Genomic DNA, 24,765 nt, shown 5'->3' with positions numbered 1-24,765 from the left:
GCCGGGCGCGGCGCGGACCGGCACGGTCGTCGGGTCGGACGGGTCGGACGGGGCGCCGCTCGTCGTCGGGTCGATGTGCCGCCGCTGTGGCCCGTCACCGGTCAGGTGCCGGAGGCCGGAGTGCCGGCCGGGGTCGTCTCCCGGGCCCGCGGTGTACGGGACCGCTCGTCCGGCGCGCCGAGTCCGGCGGCCTCGACCGTGCGGTCGCACCAGCGTTCCAGCAGGGTCCGGTCGTGGCCGACGGCCAGCAGCGCCGCTCCGGTGCGGGCCCGGTAGTCCTCGACGACGGTGACGAGCGCGGCCGTCGTGGAGGCGTCGAGCATGGCCGTCATCTCGTCGCACACGAGCAGGCCCGGGTCGAGCACGAGCGCGCGGGCGACGCAGGCGCGTTGCAGCTGTCCGTCGCTGACCTCGTGCGGGCGGCGGGTGAGCAGTTCCGGGCCGAGGCCCACGGCGTCCGCGAGCCGCCCCACCCGGTCGGTGGCCTCGACTGCGCGTCCGGTGGCCCGCAGCGGTTCGGCGATCAGCGCGTGCAGGGTGAGCCGTGGATCGGCCGCGGTGCGGGGCTGCTGGAAGACGACGCCGGCGAAGGTGCGCTGCGCGCGCGGGGCCCGGTACCGCCAGCCGCGGGCCGGCTGCCCGGCGAGGTGGACGGTGCCGGCCCAGGGGCGGTGCAGCAGCGCGGCGACCCTGGCGAGGGTGGACTTGCCGCAGCCGCTGGGGCCGAGCAGCCCGACGGCCTCGCCCTTCCGCACCGTGAGGGAGACGTCCCGCAGCACCGGGCTGCGGCGCTCGTAGCCGGCCGTGATGCCGCTCAGCCGCAGGGCGGGCGGGTCGCACGCGCCCGGTGTGTTCCCGGCGGCGCTCATGCGTGGGTCTCCTCGCTCGCGGTCCCGGCCGGCACCAGCGGGTGGTGGCAGGCGAGGCCGTCGTCCGGCTCGGGGCGGGTGGCGCACCGCTCGTCCGCGCGGGGGCAGCGCGGCGCGAAGGCGCAGCCGGCCGGCAGCGCGTCCAGCTCGGGCGGCATGCCCGGGATGGGGGTGAAGGCGCGTTCGGGCAGGGCCTCCAGCAGGCCGCGGGCGTAGGGGTGGCGGGGGCCCGGTGTGCCGAAGAACCGTGCGGCGGGGGCGAGTTCGACCAGGCGTCCGGCGTACATGACGGCGACCCGGTCGGCGATGCGCTCGGCGGCGGCGAGGTCGTGGGTGATGATCAGCAGTCCTCGCCCGTCCGCCGTGTGGCCGCGCAGCTCGTCGACGGTCCGGTCCACCAGCGCGCGGTCCAGCCCCGTGGTGGGCTCGTCGGCCAGGAGCACGGGCGCGTCCCCGACGAGCGCCAGGGCGGTGGCGGCGCGCTGGGCGAGACCGCCGGACAACTCGTGCGGGTAGCGGTCCAGATGGTCGGCGGGGAAGGCGGCGCGCTCGGCTGCGGCCACCGTGGCGGCGGCCAGTTCCGGGCCGCGCAGCCCGCGCAACTCGCGGACGGTCTCGGTGAGTTGGGCCCGTACGGTGCGTACCGGTGTCAGGTGCCCGGCGGGGCTCTGCGGGACGAGGCCCACGCGGCGGCCGCGCACCGTCCGGGCGAGCGTCGGTTCGTCGGCGGTGAGCAGGTCAAGGCGCGGCTGTCCGCCGCGGGCGTGCAGCAGGGCGCTGCCGTCGGTGCGGGCGTTGCCGGGCAGCAGCCCGAGCAGGGCCGAGGCCAGCACGGACTTGCCGCAGCCGCTCTCCCCGACCAGCGCGAGGCACTCGCCGGGCGCGAGGCCGAAGGACACGTCCGTGACGGCGGCGACCTGCCGCCCGGCCCGCATCCGGAAGCGGACGGTGAGACCGGTGACGGACAGCAGTGGTTCGGCGGACGGGGCGGGCCCCGGCTCGGTGGCGGTCTTGGGGCCGGGGGCGGTCGTGGTCTGCGCCTGGTTCACAGCATCAGCTCCGATCGGCGGCGCGGGTTGATGCGCTCCCGCCACACGCCCGCCAGGCCGGCGATGGCGAGGGTGGGAACGATGAGGAACAGCCCGGGGAAGAGGGTGGGCCACCAGTCACCGGCCAGGAGGGTGCCGCGTGCGTCCTGGATCATGTTGCCGAGGCTGGCGCGGTGGGTGGGCAGGCCCAGGCCGAGGAAGGAGAGCGCGGACTCGTGCCAGATGGCGTGCGGCACCATGAGCACGGCGGCGAGCCCGGCCTGCGGCAGTACGGCGGGCGTCAGATGGCGGACGGCGACGCGCAGCCGGGAGGCGCCCCCGGATATCGCGGCGTCCACGAAGGGGCGTGAGCGCAGGGAGAGCACCTCGGCGCGCACGATGCGTGCCGTGGACAGCCAGTGCGTCAGCCCGACGGAGACGACGACGGGCCAGACGCCGGGACGGAACATGGCCACGATGAAGATGCCCAGCAGCAGGTGCGGCACGGAGGAGAAGACGTCGACGACGCGCATCACCAGCCGGTCGCCGCGCCCGCCGGCAGCGGCGGAGGCGGCGCCGACCGCCGTGCCGATGACGGTCGAGGCGAGCGCGGCGACGACGCCGACGAGGAGCGAGACCCGCAGCCCGTACACACAGCGCAGCAGCACATCGCGGCCGACGTCGTCGGTGCCGAACGGGTGGGCGAGGGAGGGCGCCTGGAGCTTGTGCGCCATGTCGACGGCCTGTTCGTCGACGGGGAAGAGCAGCGGCACGAACACCACGGCCAGGACGACGGCGGCGACCAGCCCGACCGAGGTGTACACCCGCACGGTGCGCGTGGCGTTCACATCTCCTCCCAGGCGACGCGCGGATCGGCCAGCCCGTACAGCAGATCGGCGAGCAGGTTCCCGGCGAGCACGGCGACGGTGGCCAGCGCGGTGAGCGCGGCCAGCAGCGAGAAGTCCGTCGCGGTGGCCGCCTTGACGGTGGCCGAGGCGATGCCGGGCCAGCTGAAGACGGTCTCCACGAGCAGGGCTCCGGTGATCAGTTCGGGCACCCGGGAGCCGACCAGGGTGAGCACCGGCAGCAGCCCGGAGCGCAGCGCGTGCCCGAACAGCACGGTGCGCTCGGACAGTCCGCGCGCCCGGGCACCGCGCACGGGGTCCTCCTCCAGCGCGTCGGCCACGCCCTGGCGCACGTACAGCAGGAACCACGGCACCTGGGAGACGCCCAGCACGAGGGCGGGCAGGGCGAGATGGCTCAGCAGCCCGCCGGCGGTGACGGCGTCGGTCCCGGTGTCCGTCAGCCCGCCGGCCGGCAGGACGTCGAGCCGGACGGCGAACAGCCAGATGCCCAGCAGCCCGATCCAGAACGGCGGTGCGGCCTCCAGCGCGTAGGAGACGGAGGTGACGCAGCGGTCGAGCATGCCGCCGCGCCGCCGGGCGGCGGCCACACCGAGCACCGTGCCGAGCACGAGGGCGACGGCGAAGCCGACGGCACACAACAGCACGGACCAGCCCAGGCGTTCACCGATCACCTGGGCGACGGGCTGGCGCAGCGCGGTGGAGTCGCCGAGGTCGCCGGTGAGCGCCCCGGTCACCCAGTGCCACCAGCGCTCGGGGAACGGCCCGTCGACGCCGAGGTTGTGCCGCAGCTGGTCGAGCGTGTCCTGGGAGGCGGTGAGCCCTCCCCCGCCGGCGTACTGCTGCACGGGGTCGAACGGGGAGGCGGCGGCGACGGCGAAGACGCCGAACGTGACGGCGGCCAGCACCGGCACGGCGGCCAGCAGCCGCCGTCCGGTCAGCCGCGCCGCCGGGCCCCACAGCCGCCGCCGGCCGCGCGGCACCGGCGGGCCGCCGGCCGCGGCCGGCTCGCTCTGCGTCTGCGTCACTTCTTCGGCTGCCAGTCCTGCACGTTCCACCAGGGGCCGGCGCCGATGCCGTGGTCGTGCGGTTCGATCTGGGTGGTCAGGCCCTTCCACTTGTCGTCGACGACGTAGACGTGGTCGATGGTGGTCAGGAAGGTGTACGGCGGGTTCTTGCGCAGCTCGCGCTGGACGGTGTCGTACGCCTTGTGGCGGGCCTTCTCGTCGCTGGTGCGGCGGCCGGCGTCCAGCTCCTCGTCGACCTTCTCGTCGTCGTAGGAGGCGACGTTGTTCCAGCCGCTGCCGATCTGCGAGGAGTGCAGCGCGGGGAAGAGGTCGAAGTCCGGGTCGGGCGGGAAGCCGTTGCCCAGCAGCATCGAGTCGTGGTCGAGCTTGGGCCGGATGACCTCGCGGCTGCCGGCCTGCACCTTGACGTCGATGCCGGCCTTCTTCGCGTCGGAGGCGTAGGCCAGCGCGTGGTCCTTGCGCAGCTTGTCGCCGGAGAAGTACCACAGCTTGAACGCGGCGCGCTTGCCGTCCTTGACGCGGATGCCGTCCTTGCCGGGCTTCCAGCCGGCCGCGTCGAGGATCTTCTTGGCCTCGCCGAGGTCGTGTGCGCGCTCGGTCCCCTTGGCGAACCAGGGGCTGTCGGAGGGCACGGGCCCGTAGGCGGGCTTGCCGGCGCCGTTGAGGATGGACTTGACCATGGAGTCCCGGTCGACGGCCAGATCGAGGGCGCGGCGGACGGCCTTGTCACCGGTGACGGGGTTGCCGGAGGGCAGCGAGACGGCGCGGTAGTCGGTGGTCTTCGCCTCGAAGACCCGCTTGTCGTCGTCCTTCTCGTAGGGCTTGGCCAGGTTGGGCGGCAGGATGGCCGCGTCCAGGTCGCCGGAGCGCAGCCGGGTGGCGCGTACGTCGTCGTCCTCGATGACGGCGACGGTGAACCGCTTGACCTTCGGCTTGCCGCCCCAGTAGTGCGGGTTGGCCTTGAAGCTGAGCTTCTCGCCCTTGCGCCAGCTGCTGAGGACGTAGGGCCCGGTGCCGACCGGCCGGGTGTTGTACGGGCCGTTGTTGACGTCCTGGCCGGAGCCGGCGTCGGCCTGGGAGGCGATGGGCAGGATGGTCCGCTCGGCGAAGGCCGCGTACGGGTACTTGAGCGTGAAGACGACCTTGTGCGGGCCGTCGGCACGCACCTGGTCGATCGCGGCGAGATCGTCCTTGTACGGGTTGTTGGTCTTCTTGTCGAGGACGGTCCGGTAGGTGAAGACCACGTCCTTGGAGGTGAACGGCTTGCCGTCGCTGAACTTCACGCCCTTGCGGAGGCTGTACGTGTAGGTCTTGCCACCGTCGGTGACCTCGGGGAGCTTCGTCGCGAGGGCCGGTTCGAGCCGCATCTGCGCGTCGTGCCGCAGAAGTCCGTCGAATATCTTCGAGTTTCCCTCACGGCCGTAGCCCAACAGCGGGCTGAGCGTCTCCGGTTCCTGTGCGACACCGATGGTCACCGCGTCGGTGCCGCCGCCCGAACCGCCCGAGTCGCTCGGTTTCGAGCAGGCGGCCGCACCCGCGAGCACCGCGACGGCCGCCGCGGCTGCTGTGGTCGTGCGTACAGTCCGGGCAGTCATGTGTGACACACTCCTTGTTAAAGATCACACGTTCTTGCGAACGACTCGCAATTAAATCATGGGGCGGAACCTCGCCCTCCGCGCAGGTGCGGACGCACCCGGAGCCGGACGGGCACACGCCGGAGTGGTATGCCCCGATACCTCCCGCGGCCGGAGACAAGATCAAGCCGCCGAATCGCCAATTCCTTCCGCGCGCCGCTCCCGGGTCAGTAGCCTCATGGGCCCGTACCGGAACTCCCCGGTGAATTCAGCGAGCTGGAGACCCCTCGATGGAACGTCCCGCCTGGGCCCCACAGGGCATCGACCTCGATGTGCCGAGCGTGTCGCGGATGTACGACTTCTACCTCGGCGGCTCGCACAACTTCGAGGTCGACCGGGAGACCGCCCGGCGGGCCGTCGAGGCGTGGCCCGGGCTGCCCAAGGCGGTACAGGCCAACCGTGCGTTCCTGCGACGCGCCGTCCGCTACGCCGTCTCCCGCGGCGTGACCCGCTTCCTGGACATCGGCTCGGGCATCCCCACCTTCGGCAACGTCCACGAGATCGCCGGGCGGACCGCCCCGCGGGCACAGGTCGTCTACGTCGACAACGACCCGGTGGCCGTCGCGCACAGCCGGGCCGTGCTGGAGCGGAACCGCGACGCCGCCGTCGTCTCCGCCGACTTCCGCGCCCCGCAGGACATCGTGGAGAGCCCCGAGGTCGAGCAACTCCTGGAGCCCGGCGAGCCCGTGGCGCTGCTGCTGGTCGGCCTGCTGCACTTCATCGAGGACCGGGACGAGCCGCACAAGAAGCTCGCCGAGCTGGCCGCGCCGCTGCCGCCCGGCAGCCTGCTCGTCCTCTCCCACGGCTTTCCCGAGGGCGGCCCGCGCCGGGACGGCAGCGCACTGCGGGAGGTCTACCGAGCGGCGGGCTTCCCGCTGGTGGCGCGCACCCGGGAGGCCGTCGCGGGCTTCCTGGACGGCTTCGAGCCGGTCGAGCCGGGGCTGGTCCCGGTGCCCGAGTGGCACCCGGACACCCCGCCCGAGGAGGAGGATGCCGTCGCCTTCTGCTCCCTGGCGGGCGTCGGGCACAAGGCGGGACGTGCCGGGTGACCCCCTCGCACGAGCACACGGAGCTCGACGACGACAGAGCCGACGACGGACTGCGCCGGTTCGCGCGGATCTGGAGCCGCGCGGTCTACCCGGCCACCCAGACCTCGATGACCCGGGCCGAACTGGAGGACTTCCTCCACCCGTTGGTCCGCACCCTGTCCGAGGCCCTGCACACCCAGCCGTTCTCCCCCGCACCCGGCCGCGAGGTGGGCGAGGCCCTCGTCGCCGCGCACTGCACCAGCCCGGACGCACTGCCGCACATCCTCGGCGTCGTCGAGTCCTATCTGGTGCTGTACGGCAGCCCGCACGGGCTCCTCGCCGTCGACGAGGCCCGCTCGCGCTGCGCCCGCCTCCAGCACGCCATCGCCGCCGGCTTCACCCGGGCGGTGCGCGAGCGGACCCTGGCCGAGCAGGAGGCGCTCTCCCGCGCCGCGCTGGCGGCCCAGTCGGCCGTCGAGGAGGCGCTGCACGCGTCCGAGACGCGGTTCCGCGCCGTCTTCGAGGGCGCGACGATCGGCATCGGCATCGCCGACATGAACGGCCGGCTGCGCGACGCCAACGGCGCGCTCGCCCGGATGTTCGGCCACACCGTCGAGGAGATGTGCCGGCGCAACATCAACGACTGGGTGCACCCGGACGACGCCCCGGAGGTGTGGCGCCTGCACCGCGAACTCGCCCGCGGCGAGCGCGACCACTTCCGTGTCGAGAAGCCCTACCAGCGCCCGGACGGCACCGTCCTGTGGACCAATCTGACGCTCTCGCTGCTGCGCGACGCCGAGGGCGAGCCCCGGTACCAGCTCGCGCTCATGGAGGACATCACCGAACGCCGCCTGCTGCACCTGCGGTTGCGCTACGAGGCCACCCACGACGAGCTGACCGGCCTGCCCAACCGCACGCTGTTCGCCGAGCGGCTGGAGCGGATCCTCACCGCGGGCAGCGGCGCACGGCGCTTCGGGCTGTGCTACCTGGACATCGACGGCTTCAAGACCGTCAACGACAGCCTGGGCCATGCCGTCGGCGACCAGCTGCTGGTCTCCGTCGCCGAACGCCTCCAGTCCTGCACGGCGGCGCCCGCGCACCTGGTGGCCCGGATCGGCGGCGACGAGTTCGTGATCCTGATCTCCGACCCGGACGGCCGCGAGGAGGTCACCTCGCTGGCGCGGGCGGCGCTCGCCACGCTGGCCACCCCGATCTCGGTGGACGGGCGCGATCTGTCGGTGCGCGCCAGCATCGGCATCGTCGAGGGCCCCTCGGGCGAGCTGGAGCCGGCCGAGGTGATGCGCAGCGCCGACATCACCATGTACCGGGCGAAGGACGCCGGCGGCAACCGCTACGAGGTGGCCGACCCCGACTCCGACGCGCGTGCCATAGACCGGCACAGCCTCACCACGCATCTGCCGGCCGCGCTCGAACGCGACGAGTTCTTCCTGGAGTTCCAGCCGCTGATCCGGATGAGCGACGGCACGGTCGACGGCGCCGAGGCCCTGGTGCGCTGGGCGCATCCGGTGCACGGCAGGCTCGGCCCGGACCGCTTCATCCCGCTGGCCGAACACACCGGCCTCATCGTGCCGTTGGGCCGCTGGGTGCTGGAGCAGGCCGTCGCCCAGACCTGCACCTGGGCCTCGGGGCTGCCGCTGCGGGTCAACGTCAACCTCTCCCCGCGCCAGCTGCACCACCCCGATCTGGTGCCGGACACCATCGCCGTGCTGGAGGCCGCGGGCGTCGAGCCCTCCGCGCTCTGCCTGGAGGTGACCGAGAGCGCCCTGATCAGCGCGGACGAGGCCGAGCTGAAGCCGCTGTGGCAACTGGCCGAACTCGGGGTGGACATCGCGCTGGACGACTTCGGCACCGGCTACTCGAACCTCGCCAATCTGCGCAAGCTGCCCGCCACCACGCTGAAGCTCGACCGCTCCTTCACCCAGGGCCTCCAGCGCCATCCGGCGGACCCGGTCGACGTCACCTTCGTCGAGGGCATCGTCTCGCTGGCGCACGCGCTGGGCCTGGCCGTCACCGTGGAGGGCGTGGAGACCGAGCACCAGGCGGGCCAGCTGCGCGAGCTGGGCTGCGACACCGCCCAGGGCTGGTACTACGCCCGCCCGTCCTCCGCGACGGAGTTCGCCCGGGAGTGGGCGACCTCCTGACGGCCGCCGCCGGGCCGCCCGCGCGGCGCGCTCCCCCGGCGCCCGGCGCGCGGCTCCCGGAGGGGCTCAGCCCAGGTGGCTCTCGAACCACTCCAGCAGATCGGCCTGCACCTGGTCCCGGTCGGTCTCGTTGAGGATCTCGTGCCGCGCGCCGGGATACGCGTGCCAGCTCAGATCGTGCTGCCCCCGGTAGCGGAAGTCCTCCAGGAGTTCGTGGACGAGCGTCAGGCCCTGGTGGCACGGGTCCAGCTCGCCGACGGCGATGTGCACGGGCAGCTCCCGCGGGATGCGGGCGAACTGCTCCGGGTCGTTGATCTTGCGCACGCCGCGCACCCAGTCCAGCGAGAGGCCGGCACCGAAGGGGAAGCCGCAGCGCTCGTCCCGGACGTAGGCGTCGACCTCGGCGGGGTCCCGGGAGAGCCATTCGTAGCCGGTGCGGTGTGCGAAGGGGTCGTTGAACGAGCCGAACAGCTCGGGCACGAACTGCGAGACGGCGTCGCGCCCGCCGCTCTCGATCTCCGCCTCCAGCCGCCGGATGTCGCTCTCGGGCTCGCTGAAGGGCAGCGAACGGAAGGTGCCGGAGAGGACCAGCCCGGCGATGCCCGTGTCGGCGGCGTACTCCTGCGCCCAGTCCCGGGCCAGCTGGGAGCCCATGCTGTGGCCGAGGAGGAAGTACGGCGCGTCGGAGGGCATCCGGGCACGCGTCCGGTCGCCGATCTCCTTCAGGTCGGCGACGGTCGTGCGCCAGCCCTCGGCACCGACCGCGCCGTAGCCCCCGGTCTCCCGGGCGGTCGCGCCGTGGCCCCGGTGGTCCGAGGCCACGACGGCGAAGCCGCTGCCGGCCAGATGGCGGGCGAACCTGTCGTAGCGCTGGGCGTGTTCGGCGGCGCCGTGGGCGATCTGCACGAGGGCGCGTACGTCCCCTTCGGGGAGCCAGGTGTAGGTCGCCACCCGGGTCCCGTCCGCCACCGTCGTGAAGTCGTCGTGCCGCTGCGTCACATCCAGCCCCTTCGCCGCTCACCTGGTCCGGCCGCGCGGATCACTCCGCGCGCAGGCGGTAACCGTACTGGTAGGTCCGGTCCGCGTGAAGGAGGTACTGCTCCAGCGGGGCAGCGCCCCAGGAGTCGTTGCCGCCGACGCCCATCTGGCGGTGGTTGACGGCGAGGACCGTCGCCTCGCGGGGCTTCAGCTCGTGCGGGTGCTTCGGCCCGTCCAGGTCGTCCGGCGTGTACCGCAGGGCGCGCAGCTCCAGATGGCCGTCGCCGTCGGCGGTCACCCGCAGCCCGGTGCCGTCCTTGGCGGTGAGCGAGGCGTGGCGCACCCCGGTGACGTTGCCGCACTCCTGCGGGCGCACATAGGGCGTGAACCGGTCCTCCACCGTGGAGCGGTACCGGCCGACGTACGCGGCGGTCCGGCGGTCCCGGTAGTTCTCCTGGGGACCGCACCCGTACCAGCCGAACTCCCCGTACGCCTTCGGCAGCGTCAACAGGGCGCCGACGAGCGGGAGATCGGGCAGGCCGGTGCCGGGCTCCAGGGTGTGCGCGACGTGGACCTCGCCGTCGCCGCGCACGGTGAACACCGTCGTCCAGGCCGAGGCCGCCGGCGCGGTGGGCAGCGTGGCGCGCACCTCGATCCGTACGGCGGAGTCGCCCTCGGCGCTCGCCCGCACCTCCTCGACGGTGCGCTCGGCCCCGGCCTTCTTCCAGGTCTTCGCCTCCTCGTGGTACTTGCGCCCGATGTCGTTGTCGGTCGGCCCGCGCCAGAAGCACGGCACCGGCCCCTCGGTCAGCAGCCGCGTGCCCTTGACCCGGAAGTCGCTCAGGGTGCCGGTGCGCTTGTCCACGACGACGGTGAAGTCCCTGCCGGTGACGGTGATCCGCTCGTCGGTCTCCTCGTGCTCGACGGGCGGCAGCTTCCCCGGGTCCGGCTCGCCGGGCGCCGGCGCCTGCCAGTCGGTGAGCTGGAGCTGGCCGCTCGCCACCTCGTGGCCCGCGTCGGCCCAGCGGGTCCTCTCGCGCAGCACCAGCGACAGGTTCAGCCAGTACTCGGCGCCCGGCCGGGGACGCGCCGGCCGCTTCAACGGCAGCCGTACGGTGCTCCGCCCGCCCGGCTCCGTCTTCGGCGGGCGGGCCCGACCGTGCTGCACCCGCTCGCCGTCCCGCGTCACCTCCCAGCGCAGCTCGTACCCCTCCAGCCCGGTGAACTGCTGGTCGTTGGCGATCCGCACCTCGCCCTCGGCGGCCTTCGGACCGGAGAAGGCGATGGGCTGGTAGACGTGCTTGACCTCGTGCAGCCCGGGGTGCGGCGCCCGGTCCGGGCCGACGACGCCGTTGCAGCAGAAGTTGCCGTCGGTCGGGTAGCCGGGCACCCAGTCGCCGCCGTAGCTGAAGTACGTGCGGGAGGAGTCGCCGGGCACGGGTCGGGTGATGGCCTGGTCGACCCAGTCCCAGATGAAGCCGCCGTGCAGATTGGGGTACTTGTCGAAGACGTCCCAGTACTCGCGGAAGTTGCCGGTGCTGTTGCCCATGGAGTGCGCGTACTCGCACAGCAGGAACGGCTTCGGATTGCCGGACTTCCCGTACTTCTCGACCTCGGCCGGCGGCGCGTACATCCGGCTCTCCACGTCGGCCACGGAGTTCATGCCCTCGTAGTGCACGGGGCGGCTGTCGTCCCGCTCGTGGATCCAGTCGGCCATGGCCGCGAAGTCGTCGCCGCCGCCGGCCTCGTTGCCCAGCGACCACATCACCACGCAGGCGTGGTTCTTGTCGCGCTCGACCATGCTGCGTGCCCGGTCCACACACGCCTCCCGCCACTCGGCGAGCGAGCCGGGCAGATGGTCGCGTACCTCGTGCGTCTCCAGGTTGGCCTCGTCGACGACGTAGAGCCCGTACTCGTCGCACAGCTCCAGCCAGCGGGGCGAGTCCGGATAGTGCGAGGTACGCACGGCGTTGATGTTGTACTGCTTCATCAGGCGCACATCGCGCAGCATCGTCTCCTCCGGCACGGCCTGCCCGTGCACGGGGTCGGACTCGTGCCGGTTGGTTCCGGCGAACACCAGAGGCTTGCCGTTGATCTCCAGCTTCCCCGGGCCGAAGGTGATCCGCCGGAAGCCGAACCGCACCCGGTGGACCTCCGTCCCGGCGCCGTCGGGCCCGTGCGCCGTCAGGACGAGCGTGTACAGGCTCGGGCTCTCGGCCGACCACAGGGCGGGCCGGCGCACACGGCCGCGCAGCTCCAGCTTCGCGGTGCCGCCCGCCGGCGGCTGCGCGGCGCCCTTCAGCGGGCCGGTGTCCACCTCGCCGCCGTCCGCGTCGTAGAGCTTCGCGGTGACGGTGTGCTCCGGCGCCGCGCCGGAGTCCAGGGTGTTGCGCAGCCGGACGTGGACGGTCAGATCAGCGGAGGTGAGCGCCTCGTCCAGGCCGGTGCGGACCTCGACGTCGTCCACGTGGACGCGGGGCACCGCGTACAGGTACACGTCGCGGAAGATCCCGGACAGGTCGATCATGTCCTGGTCCTCCAGCCAGCTGCCGTCGGACCACCGGTAGACCTGCACGGCCAGGGTGTTGCGGCCCTCGCGCAGATGTCCGCTGATGTCGAACTCGGCCGGGGTGTAGCTGTCCTCGCTGTAGCCCACCTGTTCGCCGTTGACCCAGACGAAGAAGGCGGACTTCACGCCCTGGAAGGACAGCAGCGTGCGCCGGCCCTTCCAGTTCCCCGGCACGGTGAAGTCCCGCCGGTAGGAGCCGACGGGGTTGAACTTCTTGGGGACCCGCGGGGGCTCGGGCTTCTCGTAACCCGTCCACGGATAGGGGACGTTGAGGTAGATCGGCTCCCGGTAGCCGTGCATCTCCCAGTTCGACGGAACGGGCAGCCCGCTCCAGCCGCTGTCGTCGTAGTCGGGGCGGTGGAAACCGTCGGGTCTCTTGTCGGGGTTCTCCGCCCAGTGGAAGCGCCAGGTGCCGTTGAGCGAGCGGTAGTAGGGGGAGCTGTGGGAGCTGTGGACGCCGTGGGAGCCGTGGGCGCCGTCCGCGCCCGGGGAGCCGGCCGGTCTCCCCCGGAGCGCGGAGGCGGTGTCGCGGTACGGCACGAGCGCCGTGCGCGCCGGTTCGCGGTTGACCTGGAAAACGGTCGGATCCGCGTCCCACTCCCGACCGCTCACCGGGGCGCCCCTCCCCCCTTTCCGCGCTGTCGCGGCGAACGCCGCCTTCTGCTCTCTCAGGGCGGCCCACCCTGCCAGTACGCCGCCACTCGCCGTCAGAAAACTCCGCCGTGCCCATGACTTCGCTGCCATGTTCCACAAGACACCACAGAGCCAAAGAGACATCAACGCTTTCGCACAACTTCCCTCAGCCGTGCACCTCTTGGCGGAGAGAAATCTGCCGTATATACGCCGTGATATCGGGGTAGCGCGGCTATGCCCCTGGGTAATGCTTCCCGGGTGACGCGGCGTCACCAGCAGGCACCACCCCGTCGCCATGCACCACCGGCTCAGCCGAGAACGCAGTTCCGCACCCTCCGCCGGCCCTTCCCGCGCGGGGGTGCCCGGGGAGGAGAGCTCATGGACCGATACTTCACGGAACAACGGCACACCCGTCTGCGTGCCGAGGTGCGGGAGTTCGCCGACCGGGAAGTGCGCCCCAGGGTCGCGGAGATGGAACGGTCGCGGGCGGTCTGCCGCGATCTGTCCCGGCGCATCGCCCGGCGGGGGTGGATCGGCGCGACCATCCCCCGCGCCTACGGCGGGATGGGCGCCGGCCATGTCGCCAAGACCGTGATCATCGAGGAGCTGTCCCGGCACAGCGGCGCGATGGGGGCCATGGTGCAGGCGTCCCAGCTCGGCGTGGCCAAGATCCTGCACTTCGGCGACGAGACACAGAAGAAGGACTGGCTGCCGGCCATCGCCTCCGGCAGCTGTCTGCCGACGATCGCGGTGACCGAAGCCGGCGCCGGCGGCCATGTGCTCGGTATGACCGGCAGCGCGGTACGCGACGGCGACAGCTACGTCCTCAACGGCAGCAAGGTGTACGTCGGCAACAGCCATGTCGGCGATCTGCACGGGGTCGTCCTGCGGACCGGGCCGGGAGCGCGCGGGCTGTCGGCGTTCCTCGTGGAGTCCGGCCGCCCCGGCTGTGTGGCGGCGCCCGAGCGCCCCACCATGGGCCTGCACGGCTTCGGCTTCGGGGAGCTGATCCTGGACAACTGCCGTGTCCCGGCGGCCCATCGGATCGGCGCCGAGGGCGAGGGGCTCGCCGTCGCCTACTCCTCCAGCGTCCTGTACGGCAGGGCGAACCTGACGGCCGTCGCACTCGGCATCCACCAGGCCCTCGTGGACGAGACCGCGGCGTTCTGCGCGGAGCGCCGCCGCTACGGCGCACCGCTGGGCGATCTGGCCAACATCAAGCTCAAGCTCGGCCAGATGCAGTCGCGGCTGATGACCGCACGGCTGGCCGCCTACCACGCGGTCCATCTGCTGGACCGCGGCGAGCCCTGCGACGCGGAACTGATGAACGCCAAGCTGGTCAACGTCGAGTCCGCGCTGGACTCCGCACGGAACGCGATGGAGATCCACGCCGCCTGCGGCCTGTTCACCGACCGGCCCATCGAGCGCTATCTGCGCGACGCGCACCACATCTTCGCCCCGGCGGGCACCTCCGACATCCAGCTGCTGCGGCTGGGAGAGCTGGCGCTCGGCACCGCCAAGGGCTCCTGGTCGGACCGGCTGGCCGACCTCGTCCGCGCCGAGGAGCCGACCCCCGCGCTGTGAACACCGCGCTCACGCTCCGGCGTTGAGGTCCTCTCGCCCGGACCGCCCGGCGTCCTCCCGGCGGTGGATCCGCTCCACCAGTTCCGCCGCCATCGCCTTGATGGTCTCCAGCCCCTGGCGCCCCCAGGGCCGGGGCTCCCGGTCCACCACGCACACCGTGCCCAGCGTCATGCCCGTGCGGTCGATGAGGGGCGCGCCGAGATAGGAGCGGATGCCGATCTCGTCGACGACGGGATTGCCGGCGAAGCGCGGATAGTCGCACACGTCCTCCAGCACCAGCGCCTTGCGGCGGACGACGACGTGCGGGCAGTACCCGTGGTCGCGGGCCATGACCCGGCCGGGGCGCGCCGTCGGCCGTACCGAGGGGTCGAGTTCGACGGCCCGGCCGTCCGCCGGGGTGTACAGGCCCGCGAAGTACTGGCGGTGTTCGTCGATGAAGTTGACCATCGCGAAGGGCGCCGAGGTCACACCGGCGAGCCGGCGCGCGAACTCGTCGAACTCGGGTACCGGCGCCTCGCCCAGGCCCAGCGCGCGCAGCCGCACCACACGGCGCGGCGCCTCGGTGTCCTCAGGGGTGAGGAGCAGATGGCTGGTCGGGTCGTACGAGGTCGGAGGCATGGGGACTCCAGGTGTCGATCAGATGCTGGACCAGGGTGACGAGGACACGGGTGCCCGAGGCGGCCTGCCGTGCGTCGCACAGCACGACCGGCACCTCGGGTTCGAGGTCGACGGCGGCACGGACCTCCTCCGGGTCGTAGTGGTGGGAACCGTCGAACTCGTTGACGGCGACGACGAATCCGATGCCCCGGCGTTCGAAGAAGTCCACGGCGGCGAAGCAGTGTTCGAGCCTGCGGGTGTCCGCCAGCACCACCGCGCCCAGCGCGCCCTCGGACAGCTCGTCCCACAGGAACCAGAAGCGTTCCTGCCCGGGGGTGCCGAAGAGGTAGAGGACGTGTTCGGTGCTCAGGGTGATGCGTCCGAAGTCCATGGCCACGGTGGTCGTGGTCTTCTGCTCCACCCCCGACAGATCGTCCGTGCGGGCGCTGACCTGGGTGAGCAGCTCCTCGGTGCTGAGCGGCGCGATCTCGCTGACCGCACCGACGAAGGTCGTCTTGCCCACCCCGAAACCACCGGCGACCAGGATCTTCAGCGCGGTGGGGAACACGGGCCCCTCGTCGTCCCACGGCCCGGGGGCGCCGCCGGACGCCGCGCACGTCTCAGAGTCGTCTACGGAGCCCATCCAGCACCGCCTCCAGCAGCTCTCGATCGGTCGGGTCCGGGCCCAGCGGCGCGCGCACGGGCGCCCGGGCACGGATCGCCCCGCAGTCGGCGAGATCCGACAGCAGGACCTTGGTGACAACGGCCGGCAGCCGTATCTGCGCGGCGAGTTCGGCCACCGACACCGGCCCGCGGCACAGCCCCAGCACCCGGGTGTGGTCCGGCCCGAGATAGCCCTGCGGCCGGTCACCGGTCGCCATGACCAGCGTCATCAGATCGAAGTCGGCCGTCGGCCGGGTGCGCCCCCCGCTGACCGTGTACGGCCGCACCAGCCGGCCGGCGGCGCCGTCGAGCAGCGGCGGAGCGCCCAGGACACCGGCGGCGTCCGCCCGCGGCTTGGGGCGGGCGGACACCCGGCGGGGCAGCCCGGTGCCCGGGGAAGGACCCGGCGGAGAACCCGCGGGAGGTCCCGCGGGAGGGGTCACGCGGAGCCCCGGTGCCCGGCCGGCCGCCGGGGCGGCGTACCGAGGTACGGCTTGACGCTCTTGACGAGCATCGTCATCTCGTAGCCCAGCACGGCGGCGTCCGCCTCGCGCCCGGCGAGCACGGCCAGGCACGCGCCCTGACAGGCGGTCGAGACGAACAGCAGGGAGGTGTCCAGCTCGACCACGACCTGCCGCACCTGACCGCCGTCCCCCAGCCGTACACCCGCACTGCGGGCCAGCGAGTAGAGGCCGGAGGCGAGGGCGGCCATGTGGTCGGCGGTGTCCGGCTCCAGGCCGTGCACCGCCTTCACCAGTCCGTCGGAGGACAGCAGGATGGCGCTGTCGGCGTGCGGCACGCGCTGGACGAGGTTGGTCAACAGCCAGGAGAGGTCGGTGCTGTGCCCGACGGGGGCTTCGCTCACCATGATCGTGTCGTTCTCCTTGAGGGCGGGCCACGCTAACGAGCGGGGCGGGAGGCGTCCCCTTCGGTGGCCGGGGACGGCGAGGACGGCGGGGGCGGCGGGGCCGACGAGGCCGACGAGGCCGACGAGGGAGCTGGCCGGTCGGCACCGGCGGGGCCCGGGCCGCCGGTACGGCGGTGCCGGGCGACCGGGCCCGTGCCGGGCTCGTCGGGGCGCGGGCCCGCGGTCGCGTCGGCGTGCGGAGCCGCGGGGACGTCCGCGCGGTCCACGGGGAGATCGCCGCCCGGTTCCGGTGCCTCGTCCGGGAGTTCGTCGGCGAGGCTGGTGCCCCGGCGGAAGGCCGCCATCAGCCCGGGGTCGTGCCCCTCGTCCGCGCTGTCGGCGCCGTACGGCGTACCGGCACGGGCCGCCGCCACCCAGGCGGGGGGCTCCCGCAGCTCGGGCACGATGTGCTGCTGCTTACGGCGCTTGGGCAGCCGCGGCCGGCCGGAGTCGTCGACCGGGCCGGGCGCCGCCTCCTCGGGGAGCGGCGCGGCGGCCCCGGCAGCGGAGGCCTCCGGTGGCGCCGCCTCCCGCGGCAGCGGCGCCCGGCCGTGGACGCCGGACGTGCCCTGCCGGGCGGCGGCCGACGGCTGCGCGGGAAACGGATACGGGCGGCGCGGCACGGGCTCCCCGCCGACGGGCCGCGGGTCGGCCGTGCCCGGCGCGTCCCCGACGGCGTCCTGCGGCACGTCGGCGGCGGAGGCCCCGCCGGGGCCGGCACCGGGACCACCCGGCGCACCGACGAACCCCACCGGCCCGACGACCGCCCCACCCACGGCTTCCCCGGCGAGCCCACCACCCGCGCTGCCTCCGCCGCCCCCACTGCCCCTGCTGTCCCGTGCACCGCGGACATGCTCTGCGTTACCGGCCTGCTCCGCGTGCGCGGCATCCCCGAAGCGCCCTGCGTCGCCGGGGTAGCCGGTGGACCCGATGCTCCCCGTGTCGGCGGTGTGCCCCGCGCCGTCGGTGTACCCGACGCTCCCCGCGTCGCTGGTGTACCCGGCGTCACCGGGGCGCGAGGCGTCGCCGGGATTCGAGGCGTCACCGCCATGCCCTGCGTCACCGCCATGCCGAGCGTTGCCGGTACGCTCCGAGTCCCCGATCTGCCCAGCGTGCCCGGCGTTGACGGTGTGCCCGGCATGCCCGGCGTTGCTGGTGTGCCCCGCGCCGCCGACCTGCCCGGCGTGCCCGGCATCACCGAGCTCCCTCACGTGCCCGGCACCACCGGTGTGCCCGGCCCCGGCGGCGTGCCCCGTCTCACCGACGCGCCCCACGTGCGCGGCATCACCGACGCCCCCGGCCTTGCCGGAGTCCCCTGTGTCCCCCGGGCCCCCGGTACGCCCAGCACTGCCGGCACTGCCAGCACTCCCAGCAGACGGAGCAGCACTCCCGGCACTGCCAGCAGGCGGAGCCACGTTCCCCGACCCCCCGGCGCTCCCGGGCGGAGCCACCTCCCCGGAGCGCCCCACGCCCCCGGCAGGCGCCACGTTCTCCGGGTCCCCCGAACTCCCGGCAGCCGGAGCCCCGTTCCCCGCGGGCGGCACCGCGTGCCCCGGGGTCCCCTCACCGACGCCGACGCCCGCGCTCACACCCGCGTCCCCGCCACTCTCCTCACCGAGCAGCTCGCGCGGTACCACCAGCACGGCCTGGACGCCGCCGTAGATGTTGCTCTGCAACTGGACGACCACGCTGTGCCGCCGGGCCAGTGCCGAGACGACGAACAGGCCGATCCTGCCGTCCCGCAGCAGATCGGGGACGTCGATCCGGCCGGGTTCGGAGAGCACCGCGTTCATATGGTTCTGCTCGTCCGCCGTCATGCCCAGGCCGCGGTCCTCGACCTCGATGGCGAGGCCGGAGGTGACGTACTGGGCGCGCAGCAGGACCTGCGTCTGCGGGGCGGAGAACACCGTGGCGTTCTCGATGAGTTCGGCCAGCAGATGGATCACGTCGGCGACGGCGTGCCCGCGCAGGGTGCCCTCGATCGGGGGGACCAGCTTCACCCGGGGGTACTGCTCGACCTCCGCGATGGCCGAGCGCAGCACCTCCGTCATCCCGACCGGGCGCGTCCACTGCCGCCGGGAGACGGCGCCGCCGAGGACGGCCAGATTCTCCGCGTGCCGCCGGATCCGCGTCGCCAGATGGTCGACGTGGAAGAGGCCCTTGAGCAGATCGGGGTCCTCGACCTCGTTCTCCAGCTCGTCCAGCAGCTCGATCTCCCGGTGGACGAGCGACTGGAGCCTGCGGGCGAGGTTGACGAAGACCTCGACCTTCTCCTCGCTGCCGCTGTAGGCGTTGCGGACCAGCGCCGCCGCCTCCGCGACGGCGTCCTCGGCGGCCCGCTGGGCGTGCGCCGTCTGGTGGGCCAGCAGATCCAGCGCGTCCCCGGTGGGCTCGCCCTCCGGCAGCCCGGTGCGTGCCACGGGACGCTCACCCCGCTCCAACTGGCGCAGCATCGCCCGGAGTTCGCTGTGACCGCGCGACAGGCTGCGGCGCAGTGCCGTGCAGCGCTCGGCGGTGCGCCGCGCCTCGGCGGAGGCGAGGGCGGCGGCCGTGCCGACGACCGCGCACACCAGCAGCAGGCTGCCGGCCAGTACACCCCAGACGGGAGCGGCCGGTGAGCCGGCGGTCCCGGGCGTACCGTCCGGGCCGAGGCCGCCGCCGACCCGCAGCACATAGGCGACCACGGCCGCCGCCACGACGGCGATCAGCGTGGCGGGCAGGACGGCGAGGCGCACCAGCCGGTGACGCACCGCCGCGTCGCCGGTGCTCTCACGCGCCGGGGCCCTGCCGTGCCGCCGCCGGGCGCCGGGCGTCCGGGTGCGCCCGGCGGGACCAGCAGGACCGGCGGAATCGACGGAAACGGCGGAACCTGCCGCAGCGGACGGAACGGATGCGGGAGAGGAGGTTCCCCTTCCTGTCTGCGCCGGATAGCTCGGGGGTTCAGGCATCGGGTCCTCGGAGAACTTGTGGGCCGGGTGAAGAAGTTCTGGGGTGGCAGTGACGAGCCGTGGCAACGCTAGCCCTCTCCGTGACCCCCGCTGGGCCGGGACGAGCTATTCGCTACCCCTCGCCACCTTCGAACGAGTGAAGAAACCGGGTTTCCGGTTGACGTCGTGGCTGTCCCCAACTCGCCCCGTACCGGCCGGTGTTCAAAACTCCCGCACCGTCACATTGATCCGCCCGCGCAACCCCAGCCACTCCGGCCCCGAGCCCGGCTCGGTACGCGGCACCCCGTGGTAGGCCATGCGCCCCGGCCCGCCGAAGACGAAGGCGTCCCCGCTGCGCAGCACGGTGTCGGACCAGGGCCTGCCACGCGCGTGCGTGTTCCCGAAGCGGAACACACAGGAGTCGCCGAGGCTGAAGGAGACCACCGGCGCCTGCGACCGCTCGTCGCTGTCCCGGTGCATGCCCATGCGCGCCGCCGCGTCGTAGAAGTTCACCAGCGCGATGTCGTACGCCGGGGCCTCCCCGGGGACGAGCCCGTCCGCCACGGCGGCCGCGTCCCGCACCGCGGCACGCGCCCACTCCCCCAGCCACTCCGGGAACGGCTTCACCGGCTCTCCCCCGCCGTCGACCACCGTGGGGGCGTAGCCGTAGGGGAACCAGTGGCGGCCGAGGCTCAGCTGGCGCACGGACATCTCACCGCCGCGCGGCATCCGCACGGTGCGCAGCCCGGCCGGCGGCAGGGCCCACTCCCGGGCCGCCCGCAGCAGCTCGCGCTGGGCGGCGGCGTCCAGCCATCCGGGCAGGTGGACGGCGCCCGGGGCGATCTGCGCCGGAGGTGCGGGGAACAGCTCGTCGGTGCTCACGACTCCATGGTCGCCCGTGCCGGACGGTGGCCGCCCGGGGCGGTACGAGGGGATGATTGCCCCCGGCACTCATGCCGTATGGTCGAACGAACGGTCGTCGCACATCCGAGGAGCCCCCGTGAGCCAGGAGCCCGCCGAGACGCTGCTGTCCGGTGTCCGCAACTTCCGTGACGTGGGCGGGCTGCCCACCGTGGACGGCCGGCGGGTACGCAAGGGCGTCCTCTACCGCAGCGGCCACCTGGCACACGCGACCGACGAGGACGCGGCCTACCTCGGCGGCCTCGGGCTGCACACCGTCTTCGACTTCCGCAACGCCGCCGACCAGGCCATGGAGGGCCCGGACGTGGAGCTGCCGGGGGTGCGCAACCTCAACATCCCGCTCAGCGACCCGGCCAGCGGCAAGGAGTTCTGGCAGATGGTCCGCGAGGGCGAACTCCAGCAGCTGCGCGAGCTGCTCGGCGAGGGCCGTGCCGCCGCCCGGATGACCGACTCCTACCGCTCCATGATCGGCGCGCGTACGGCCGAGCACAGCCGCATCCTGCACGCGCTGGCGGAGGACAGCGTCCCGGCCCTGATGCACTGCGCGGCCGGCAAGGACAGGGCCGGCCTGGCCGTGGCGATCAGTCTGCTGGCGCTCGGCGTGGACAGGGGCGCCATCGAGGCGGACTACCTGGAGTCGAACGCCGCACACCGGCGGTACCGGGTGCACCGCAGCGAGAAGTCCAGCGCCGGGATGTCCCCGGAGGTCATGGAGCTGCTGGCGCCGCTCTTCGACGCGCGGGCCGCCTACCTCCACGCGGCCTTCACCGCGATCGACGAGACCTGGGGCGACGTCGACACCTATCTGCTCAAGGGCCTGCGCCTGGAGCCGCAGACCCGCGACCGGCTGCGCTCGCGCATGCTGGAGGACTGACCCGACGGCTCCGCCCGGCCGCAGGACACCCGGCGGGCCCATCGGCCCCGGACAGGCCGGACAGGCGACGGCCCCGGCGCACCGGCCGGGCCCGCCGCCCGCGTGGCGTCAGCGGTTCGCCAGCGCCTGCTTCACCAGCGTCCTGCCGAAGTCCCACATCAGCCCGTTCCCGCTGTGGGCATCGTCCATGACCTGCGTGAACGCCGAGACGAAGCGCTCCACTTCGGGCTCGCCCACCACCAGCGGCGGGATGAGCTTGATGACCTCCAGATGGTCGCCCGAGACCTGGGTGAGGATCCGGTGCCGTTGCAGCAGCGGCACCACCACCATCTGCGCGAACAGCCCCTTGCGCGCCGCCTGGAGCATCGTCCACCGGCTGCGCAGCCGCAGCGAGCGGGGCTTGCCGAACTCGATGCCCACCATCAGGCCCCGGCCCCGCACCTCGTACAGCAGCTCGTACCGGTCGACCAGCGCCGACAGCCGCTCCCGCAGCAGATCCCCGGTGCGGCGCGCGTTCTCGACGATGCGCTCGTCCTCCATGACGGCGAGCGTGGCCAGGCCCGCTGCCATGGCCTGGGCGTTGGCGCCGAAGCTCGCCGAGTGGACGAGCACCCGGTCCATCGAGGAGTACACCTTCTTGAAGATCCACTCCTTGCCCAGCGTGGCGCTCACCGGCACATAGCCGCCCGAGAGCGACTTGGCCACGCACACCAGGTCCGGGTCCACCCCGTCCTCGTGCTGGTAGGCGAAGAAGTCCCCGGTACGCCCCAGCCCGGTCTGCACCTCGTCGGCGATGAGCAGCGCCCCGTGCTTGTGCAGCAGCTCCCCGGCCGCACGCAGATAGCCGGGCGGGGCCTCGTGCACGCCCTTGCCCTGGATGGGTTCGACGACGAGCGCGGCCACATCGCCCTTGCGCAACTGGGCGCGCAGCGCCTCCAGATCGCCGAGCGGGACGGCGGTGTCGGGCAGCAGCGGCGCGAAGCCGTCGCGGAAGCCCGCCTCGCCGTTGACGGAGAGGGAGCCGGTGGTCAGCCCGTGGAAGGCGTGGTCGCAGTAGAGCACCCGGGGTCTGCCGGTGGCGAACCGGGCGAACTTCAACGCCGTCTCGACGGCCTCGGTACCGCTGTTGCCGAAGAAGACCCGCTCCATGCCCGGTGCGAACGACAGCAGCCGCTCGGCGAGCAGCCCGGGCAGCGGCTGGCAGTCGAACCGGGTGAGATCGGCCGTCTGCGCATCCAGCACGTCGTGCAGCGCCTGCCGTACGACGGGGTGGTGGCGGCCCAGGCCCATGACGCCGAACCCGGCGAGCATGTCGAGGTAGTCGTTGCCCTCGGCGTCGTAGAAGTAGGCGCCCTCGGCCCGTTCGTAGACCTTGTCGAAGCCGATGGTCCGCAGCATGCGCGGCAGTTGGTGGTTGAGGTACCGCGCGTGGAGCTCATAGCGCTCCTCGCCCCGTTCGGCCAGCAGCTTCGCCAGGTCGAAGCCGGTCACGCCATGCTCCCTTCGTTCGTACGGACGCCGCCGGTGCCGTCCGCATCCGCGCGCCGGCCGCCGCCCGCACGACGGTCCTCCCCGCGTCCGCGGGCCTCCCCGGACTCCGCGGCCTCCTCCCGCTCCTCGGGAGGCGCCAGCCGGGCGCCGATCCGCCCGGCGATCTCCACCGGGGTCAGCCCCAGCTCGGCCAGGAGTTCGGCCCGCTTGCCGTGCGGGACGAAGCTCTCCGGCATCCCCAGCGAGCACAGCGGCATGTCCAGCCCGGCGTCCCGCAGCGCCTGGTCCACCGCCGAACCCACCCCGCCCGTACGGACGTTGTCCTCGACGACGGCCACCGCCCGGTGCTCCGCCGCCAGTTCGACCAGCGCCGGGTCCACCGGCTTGACCCACCGCGGATCGACGACCGTCACACCGGTCCCCCGCTCGGCCAGCAGCCCGGCGGCCTCCAGACAGCCGGGGGCCATCGCCCCGACGGCGATCAGCAGCACGTCCCGGCGTGCGCCCTCGGCGAGCACATCCACCCCGCCCACCCGGCGCAGGGCGGCGAGGGGCTCGCCCACCGTGGCCTTGGGCAGCCGCAGCACGGTCGGTGCGTCGTCCACGTCGAGCGCCTCGGACAGCTCCTCGCTCAGCCGCTCGGCATCGCGCGGCGCCGCGATCCGCAGCCCGGGCACCACCTGCAACAGGGACAGGTCCCACATCCCGTGGTGCGAGGGCCCGTCCGGCCCGGTGATGCCCGCGCGGTCCAGCACGAACGTCACCCCGCAGCGGTGCAGCGCGACATCCATCAGGACCTGGTCGAAGGCCCGGTTGAGGAAGGTGGAGTAGACCGCCACCACCGGGTGCAGCCCGCCGGTCGCCATCCCGGCGGCGGAGACCACCGCGTGCTGCTCGGCGATCCCGACGTCGTACACCCGCTCCGGGTAGGCGTCCGCGAACCCGGCCAGGCCCACGGGCTGGAGCATGGCCGCCGTCACCGCGACGACGTCCGGGCGTTCGGCTCCGACCCGCACCATCTCGGCGCCGAAGACGGAGGTCCACGACCGCCCCGCGGACGGCTCGACGGGCTCGCCCGTGACCGGGTCGATACGGCTGACGCTGTGGAAGTGGTCGGCCTCGTCCGCCAGCGCCGGTTCGAATCCGCGGCCCTTCTCCGTGAGGCAGTGGACGAGGACGGGGCCGCCGAACCGCTTGGCCCGGCGCAGCGCGGACTCGACGGCGCCGAGATCGTGCCCGTCGACCGGCCCGATGTACTTCAGCCCGAGGTCCTCGAACAGAGCCTGCGGCGCGAAGGCGTCCTTGAACCCCTTCTTGGCCCCGTGCAGCCCGTCGTACAGCGGCCGGCCCACCACCGGCGTCTGCCGCAGCATCTCCCGGCCCCACTCCAGGACCCGCTCGTACTCGTCCGTGGTGCGCAGGGTGGCGAGATGGTTGGCGAGCCCCCCTATGGTCGGCGCGTACGAGCGCTCGTTGTCGTTGACGACGATGACGAGCGGACGGTCCTTCGCGGCGGCGATGTTGTTGAGCGCCTCCCAGGCCATTCCGCCGGTGAGCGCCCCGTCCCCGATGACGGCGACGACGTGGTCGTCACTGCCGCGCACCTCGTTGGCCTTCGCCAGGCCGTCGGCCCAGCCGAGCACCGTGGAGGCGTGCGAGTTCTCGATGACATCGTGCGGTGACTCCTCCCGCGAGGGGTAGCCGGAGAGGCCGCCCTTGAGCCGCAGCTTGGAGAAGTCCTTGCGACCGGTGAGCAGTTTGTGGACGTAGGACTGGTGCCCGGTGTCCCACAGGATCCGGTCGGCCGGTGACGCGAAGACCCGGTGCAGGGCGATGGACAGCTCCACCACCCCCAGGTTCGGTCCGAGATGGCCGCCGGTGCGGGAGACGGCGTGGACGAGGAACCGGCGGATCTCGTCGGCGAGTTCGGCCAGTTGCTGGTCGTTCAGCGCGTCGAGGCCGCGTGGCCCGTCCAGGGATTCCAACAAGGACATGGTGGCCCCCCTGTT

At 73.1% G+C, this 24,765-nt stretch carries 19 protein-coding genes; 4 read left to right on the top strand and 15 right to left on the bottom strand.

The annotated features are described in order from the left end of the window. Positions 1–101: 101 nt before the first annotated feature. From SCA03_RS00850 to SCA03_RS00830, 5 genes are all read right to left on the bottom strand, one after another. The gene (locus tag SCA03_RS00850) at positions 102–869 is read right to left on the bottom strand and encodes an ABC transporter ATP-binding protein (protein WP_086816830.1); all 768 of its coding nucleotides are present in this window, start codon (positions 867–869) and stop codon (positions 102–104) included. Next, entirely contained in the window at positions 866–1,804 is a 939-nt protein-coding gene (locus SCA03_RS00845; protein WP_086816853.1) for an ABC transporter ATP-binding protein, read from the bottom strand. The genes SCA03_RS00850 and SCA03_RS00845 overlap by 4 nt, the downstream gene beginning before the upstream one ends. Positions 1,805–1,914: 110 nt before the next feature. Continuing rightward, on the bottom strand, positions 1,915–2,745 hold the full coding sequence (locus SCA03_RS00840; protein WP_230988424.1) for an ABC transporter permease: 831 nt from the start codon (positions 2,743–2,745) through the stop codon (positions 1,915–1,917). After that, positions 2,742–3,743, bottom strand: coding sequence for an ABC transporter permease (locus SCA03_RS00835; protein ID WP_371863885.1), 1,002 nt, complete (start codon positions 3,741–3,743; stop codon positions 2,742–2,744). The genes SCA03_RS00840 and SCA03_RS00835 overlap by 4 nt, the downstream gene beginning before the upstream one ends. Positions 3,744–3,784: 41 nt before the next feature. Next, positions 3,785–5,383, bottom strand: coding sequence for an ABC transporter substrate-binding protein (locus SCA03_RS00830; protein ID WP_086816828.1), 1,599 nt, complete (start codon positions 5,381–5,383; stop codon positions 3,785–3,787). Between the two features lie 269 nt (positions 5,384–5,652). On the opposite strand from SCA03_RS00830, the gene SCA03_RS00825 reads away from it, so the two are divergent. Next, complete coding sequence (locus tag SCA03_RS00825) at positions 5,653–6,471, top strand: SAM-dependent methyltransferase (RefSeq protein ID WP_030890681.1); 819 nt, start codon at positions 5,653–5,655, stop codon at positions 6,469–6,471. Further along, positions 6,468–8,612 (top strand): putative bifunctional diguanylate cyclase/phosphodiesterase, encoded by a 2,145-nt coding sequence (locus SCA03_RS00820; protein ID WP_086816826.1) that lies wholly within the window; start codon positions 6,468–6,470, stop codon positions 8,610–8,612. The genes SCA03_RS00825 and SCA03_RS00820 overlap by 4 nt, the downstream gene beginning before the upstream one ends. A gap of 66 nt (positions 8,613–8,678) precedes the next feature. Here SCA03_RS00820 and SCA03_RS00815 read toward each other — a convergent pair whose 3' ends face one another. Together SCA03_RS00815 and lacZ are read right to left on the bottom strand one after the other, a co-directional pair. Further along, a complete protein-coding gene (locus tag SCA03_RS00815; protein ID WP_030878917.1) occupies positions 8,679–9,611 on the bottom strand; it encodes an alpha/beta fold hydrolase in 933 nt (310 codons plus the stop codon). Between the two features lie 40 nt (positions 9,612–9,651). Continuing rightward, positions 9,652–12,771: a beta-galactosidase, LacZ type gene (gene lacZ, locus SCA03_RS00810; protein ID WP_230988423.1), complete on the bottom strand. Its 3,120-nt coding sequence runs from the start codon at positions 12,769–12,771 to the stop codon at positions 9,652–9,654. A 399-nt stretch (positions 12,772–13,170) separates the two neighbouring features. On the opposite strand from lacZ, the gene SCA03_RS00805 reads away from it, so the two are divergent. Next, entirely contained in the window at positions 13,171–14,376 is a 1,206-nt protein-coding gene (locus SCA03_RS00805) for an acyl-CoA dehydrogenase family protein (protein ID WP_030890693.1), read from the top strand. A 9-nt stretch (positions 14,377–14,385) separates the two neighbouring features. On the opposite strand, the gene SCA03_RS00800 is transcribed toward SCA03_RS00805, so the two are convergent. The 6 genes from SCA03_RS00800 to SCA03_RS00775 form a co-directional block, all read right to left on the bottom strand. Next, entirely contained in the window at positions 14,386–14,994 is a 609-nt protein-coding gene (locus SCA03_RS00800) for a GAF domain-containing protein (RefSeq protein WP_086816822.1), read from the bottom strand. Then, positions 14,945–15,616: a GTP-binding protein gene (locus tag SCA03_RS00795; protein ID WP_030890697.1), complete on the bottom strand. Its 672-nt coding sequence runs from the start codon at positions 15,614–15,616 to the stop codon at positions 14,945–14,947. Before SCA03_RS00795 ends, SCA03_RS00800 begins: the two co-directional genes overlap by 50 nt. Beyond that, on the bottom strand, positions 15,594–16,007 hold the full coding sequence (locus SCA03_RS00790; RefSeq protein WP_371863881.1) for a DUF742 domain-containing protein: 414 nt from the start codon (positions 16,005–16,007) through the stop codon (positions 15,594–15,596). The genes SCA03_RS00795 and SCA03_RS00790 overlap by 23 nt, the downstream gene beginning before the upstream one ends. 68 nt (positions 16,008–16,075) lie before the next feature. Then, complete coding sequence (locus SCA03_RS00785) at positions 16,076–16,504, bottom strand: roadblock/LC7 domain-containing protein (RefSeq protein WP_141275157.1); 429 nt, start codon at positions 16,502–16,504, stop codon at positions 16,076–16,078. Between the two features lie 32 nt (positions 16,505–16,536). After that, entirely contained in the window at positions 16,537–19,293 is a 2,757-nt protein-coding gene (locus SCA03_RS37130) for an ATP-binding protein (protein ID WP_230988422.1), read from the bottom strand. 399 nt (positions 19,294–19,692) lie between these two features. After that, the gene (locus SCA03_RS00775; protein ID WP_086814820.1) at positions 19,693–20,352 is read right to left on the bottom strand and encodes an alpha-ketoglutarate-dependent dioxygenase AlkB family protein; all 660 of its coding nucleotides are present in this window, start codon (positions 20,350–20,352) and stop codon (positions 19,693–19,695) included. Between the two features lie 118 nt (positions 20,353–20,470). Here SCA03_RS00775 and SCA03_RS00770 point away from each other — a divergent pair, with 118 nt between their 5' ends. Continuing rightward, complete coding sequence (locus tag SCA03_RS00770) at positions 20,471–21,265, top strand: tyrosine-protein phosphatase (protein WP_030890704.1); 795 nt, start codon at positions 20,471–20,473, stop codon at positions 21,263–21,265. A 108-nt stretch (positions 21,266–21,373) separates the two neighbouring features. Here the strand turns inward: SCA03_RS00770 and SCA03_RS00765 are convergent, their stop codons facing one another. Both SCA03_RS00765 and dxs read right to left on the bottom strand, forming a co-directional pair. After that, positions 21,374–22,756 (bottom strand): aspartate aminotransferase family protein, encoded by a 1,383-nt coding sequence (locus tag SCA03_RS00765; RefSeq protein ID WP_030878944.1) that lies wholly within the window; start codon positions 22,754–22,756, stop codon positions 21,374–21,376. Further along, the gene (gene dxs / locus SCA03_RS00760; protein ID WP_086814819.1) at positions 22,753–24,750 is read right to left on the bottom strand and encodes a 1-deoxy-D-xylulose-5-phosphate synthase; all 1,998 of its coding nucleotides are present in this window, start codon (positions 24,748–24,750) and stop codon (positions 22,753–22,755) included. Before dxs ends, SCA03_RS00765 begins: the two co-directional genes overlap by 4 nt. Between the last annotated feature and the right edge of the window lie 15 nt (positions 24,751–24,765).

This window comes from Streptomyces cacaoi (assembly GCF_006539165.1).
GTDB classification, from domain to species: Bacteria; Actinomycetota; Actinomycetes; order Streptomycetales; family Streptomycetaceae; genus Streptomyces; species Streptomyces cacaoi.
The sequence above is the reverse complement of the archived record's forward strand: the minus strand, read 5'-3'. Positions and strand labels throughout refer to the sequence as shown.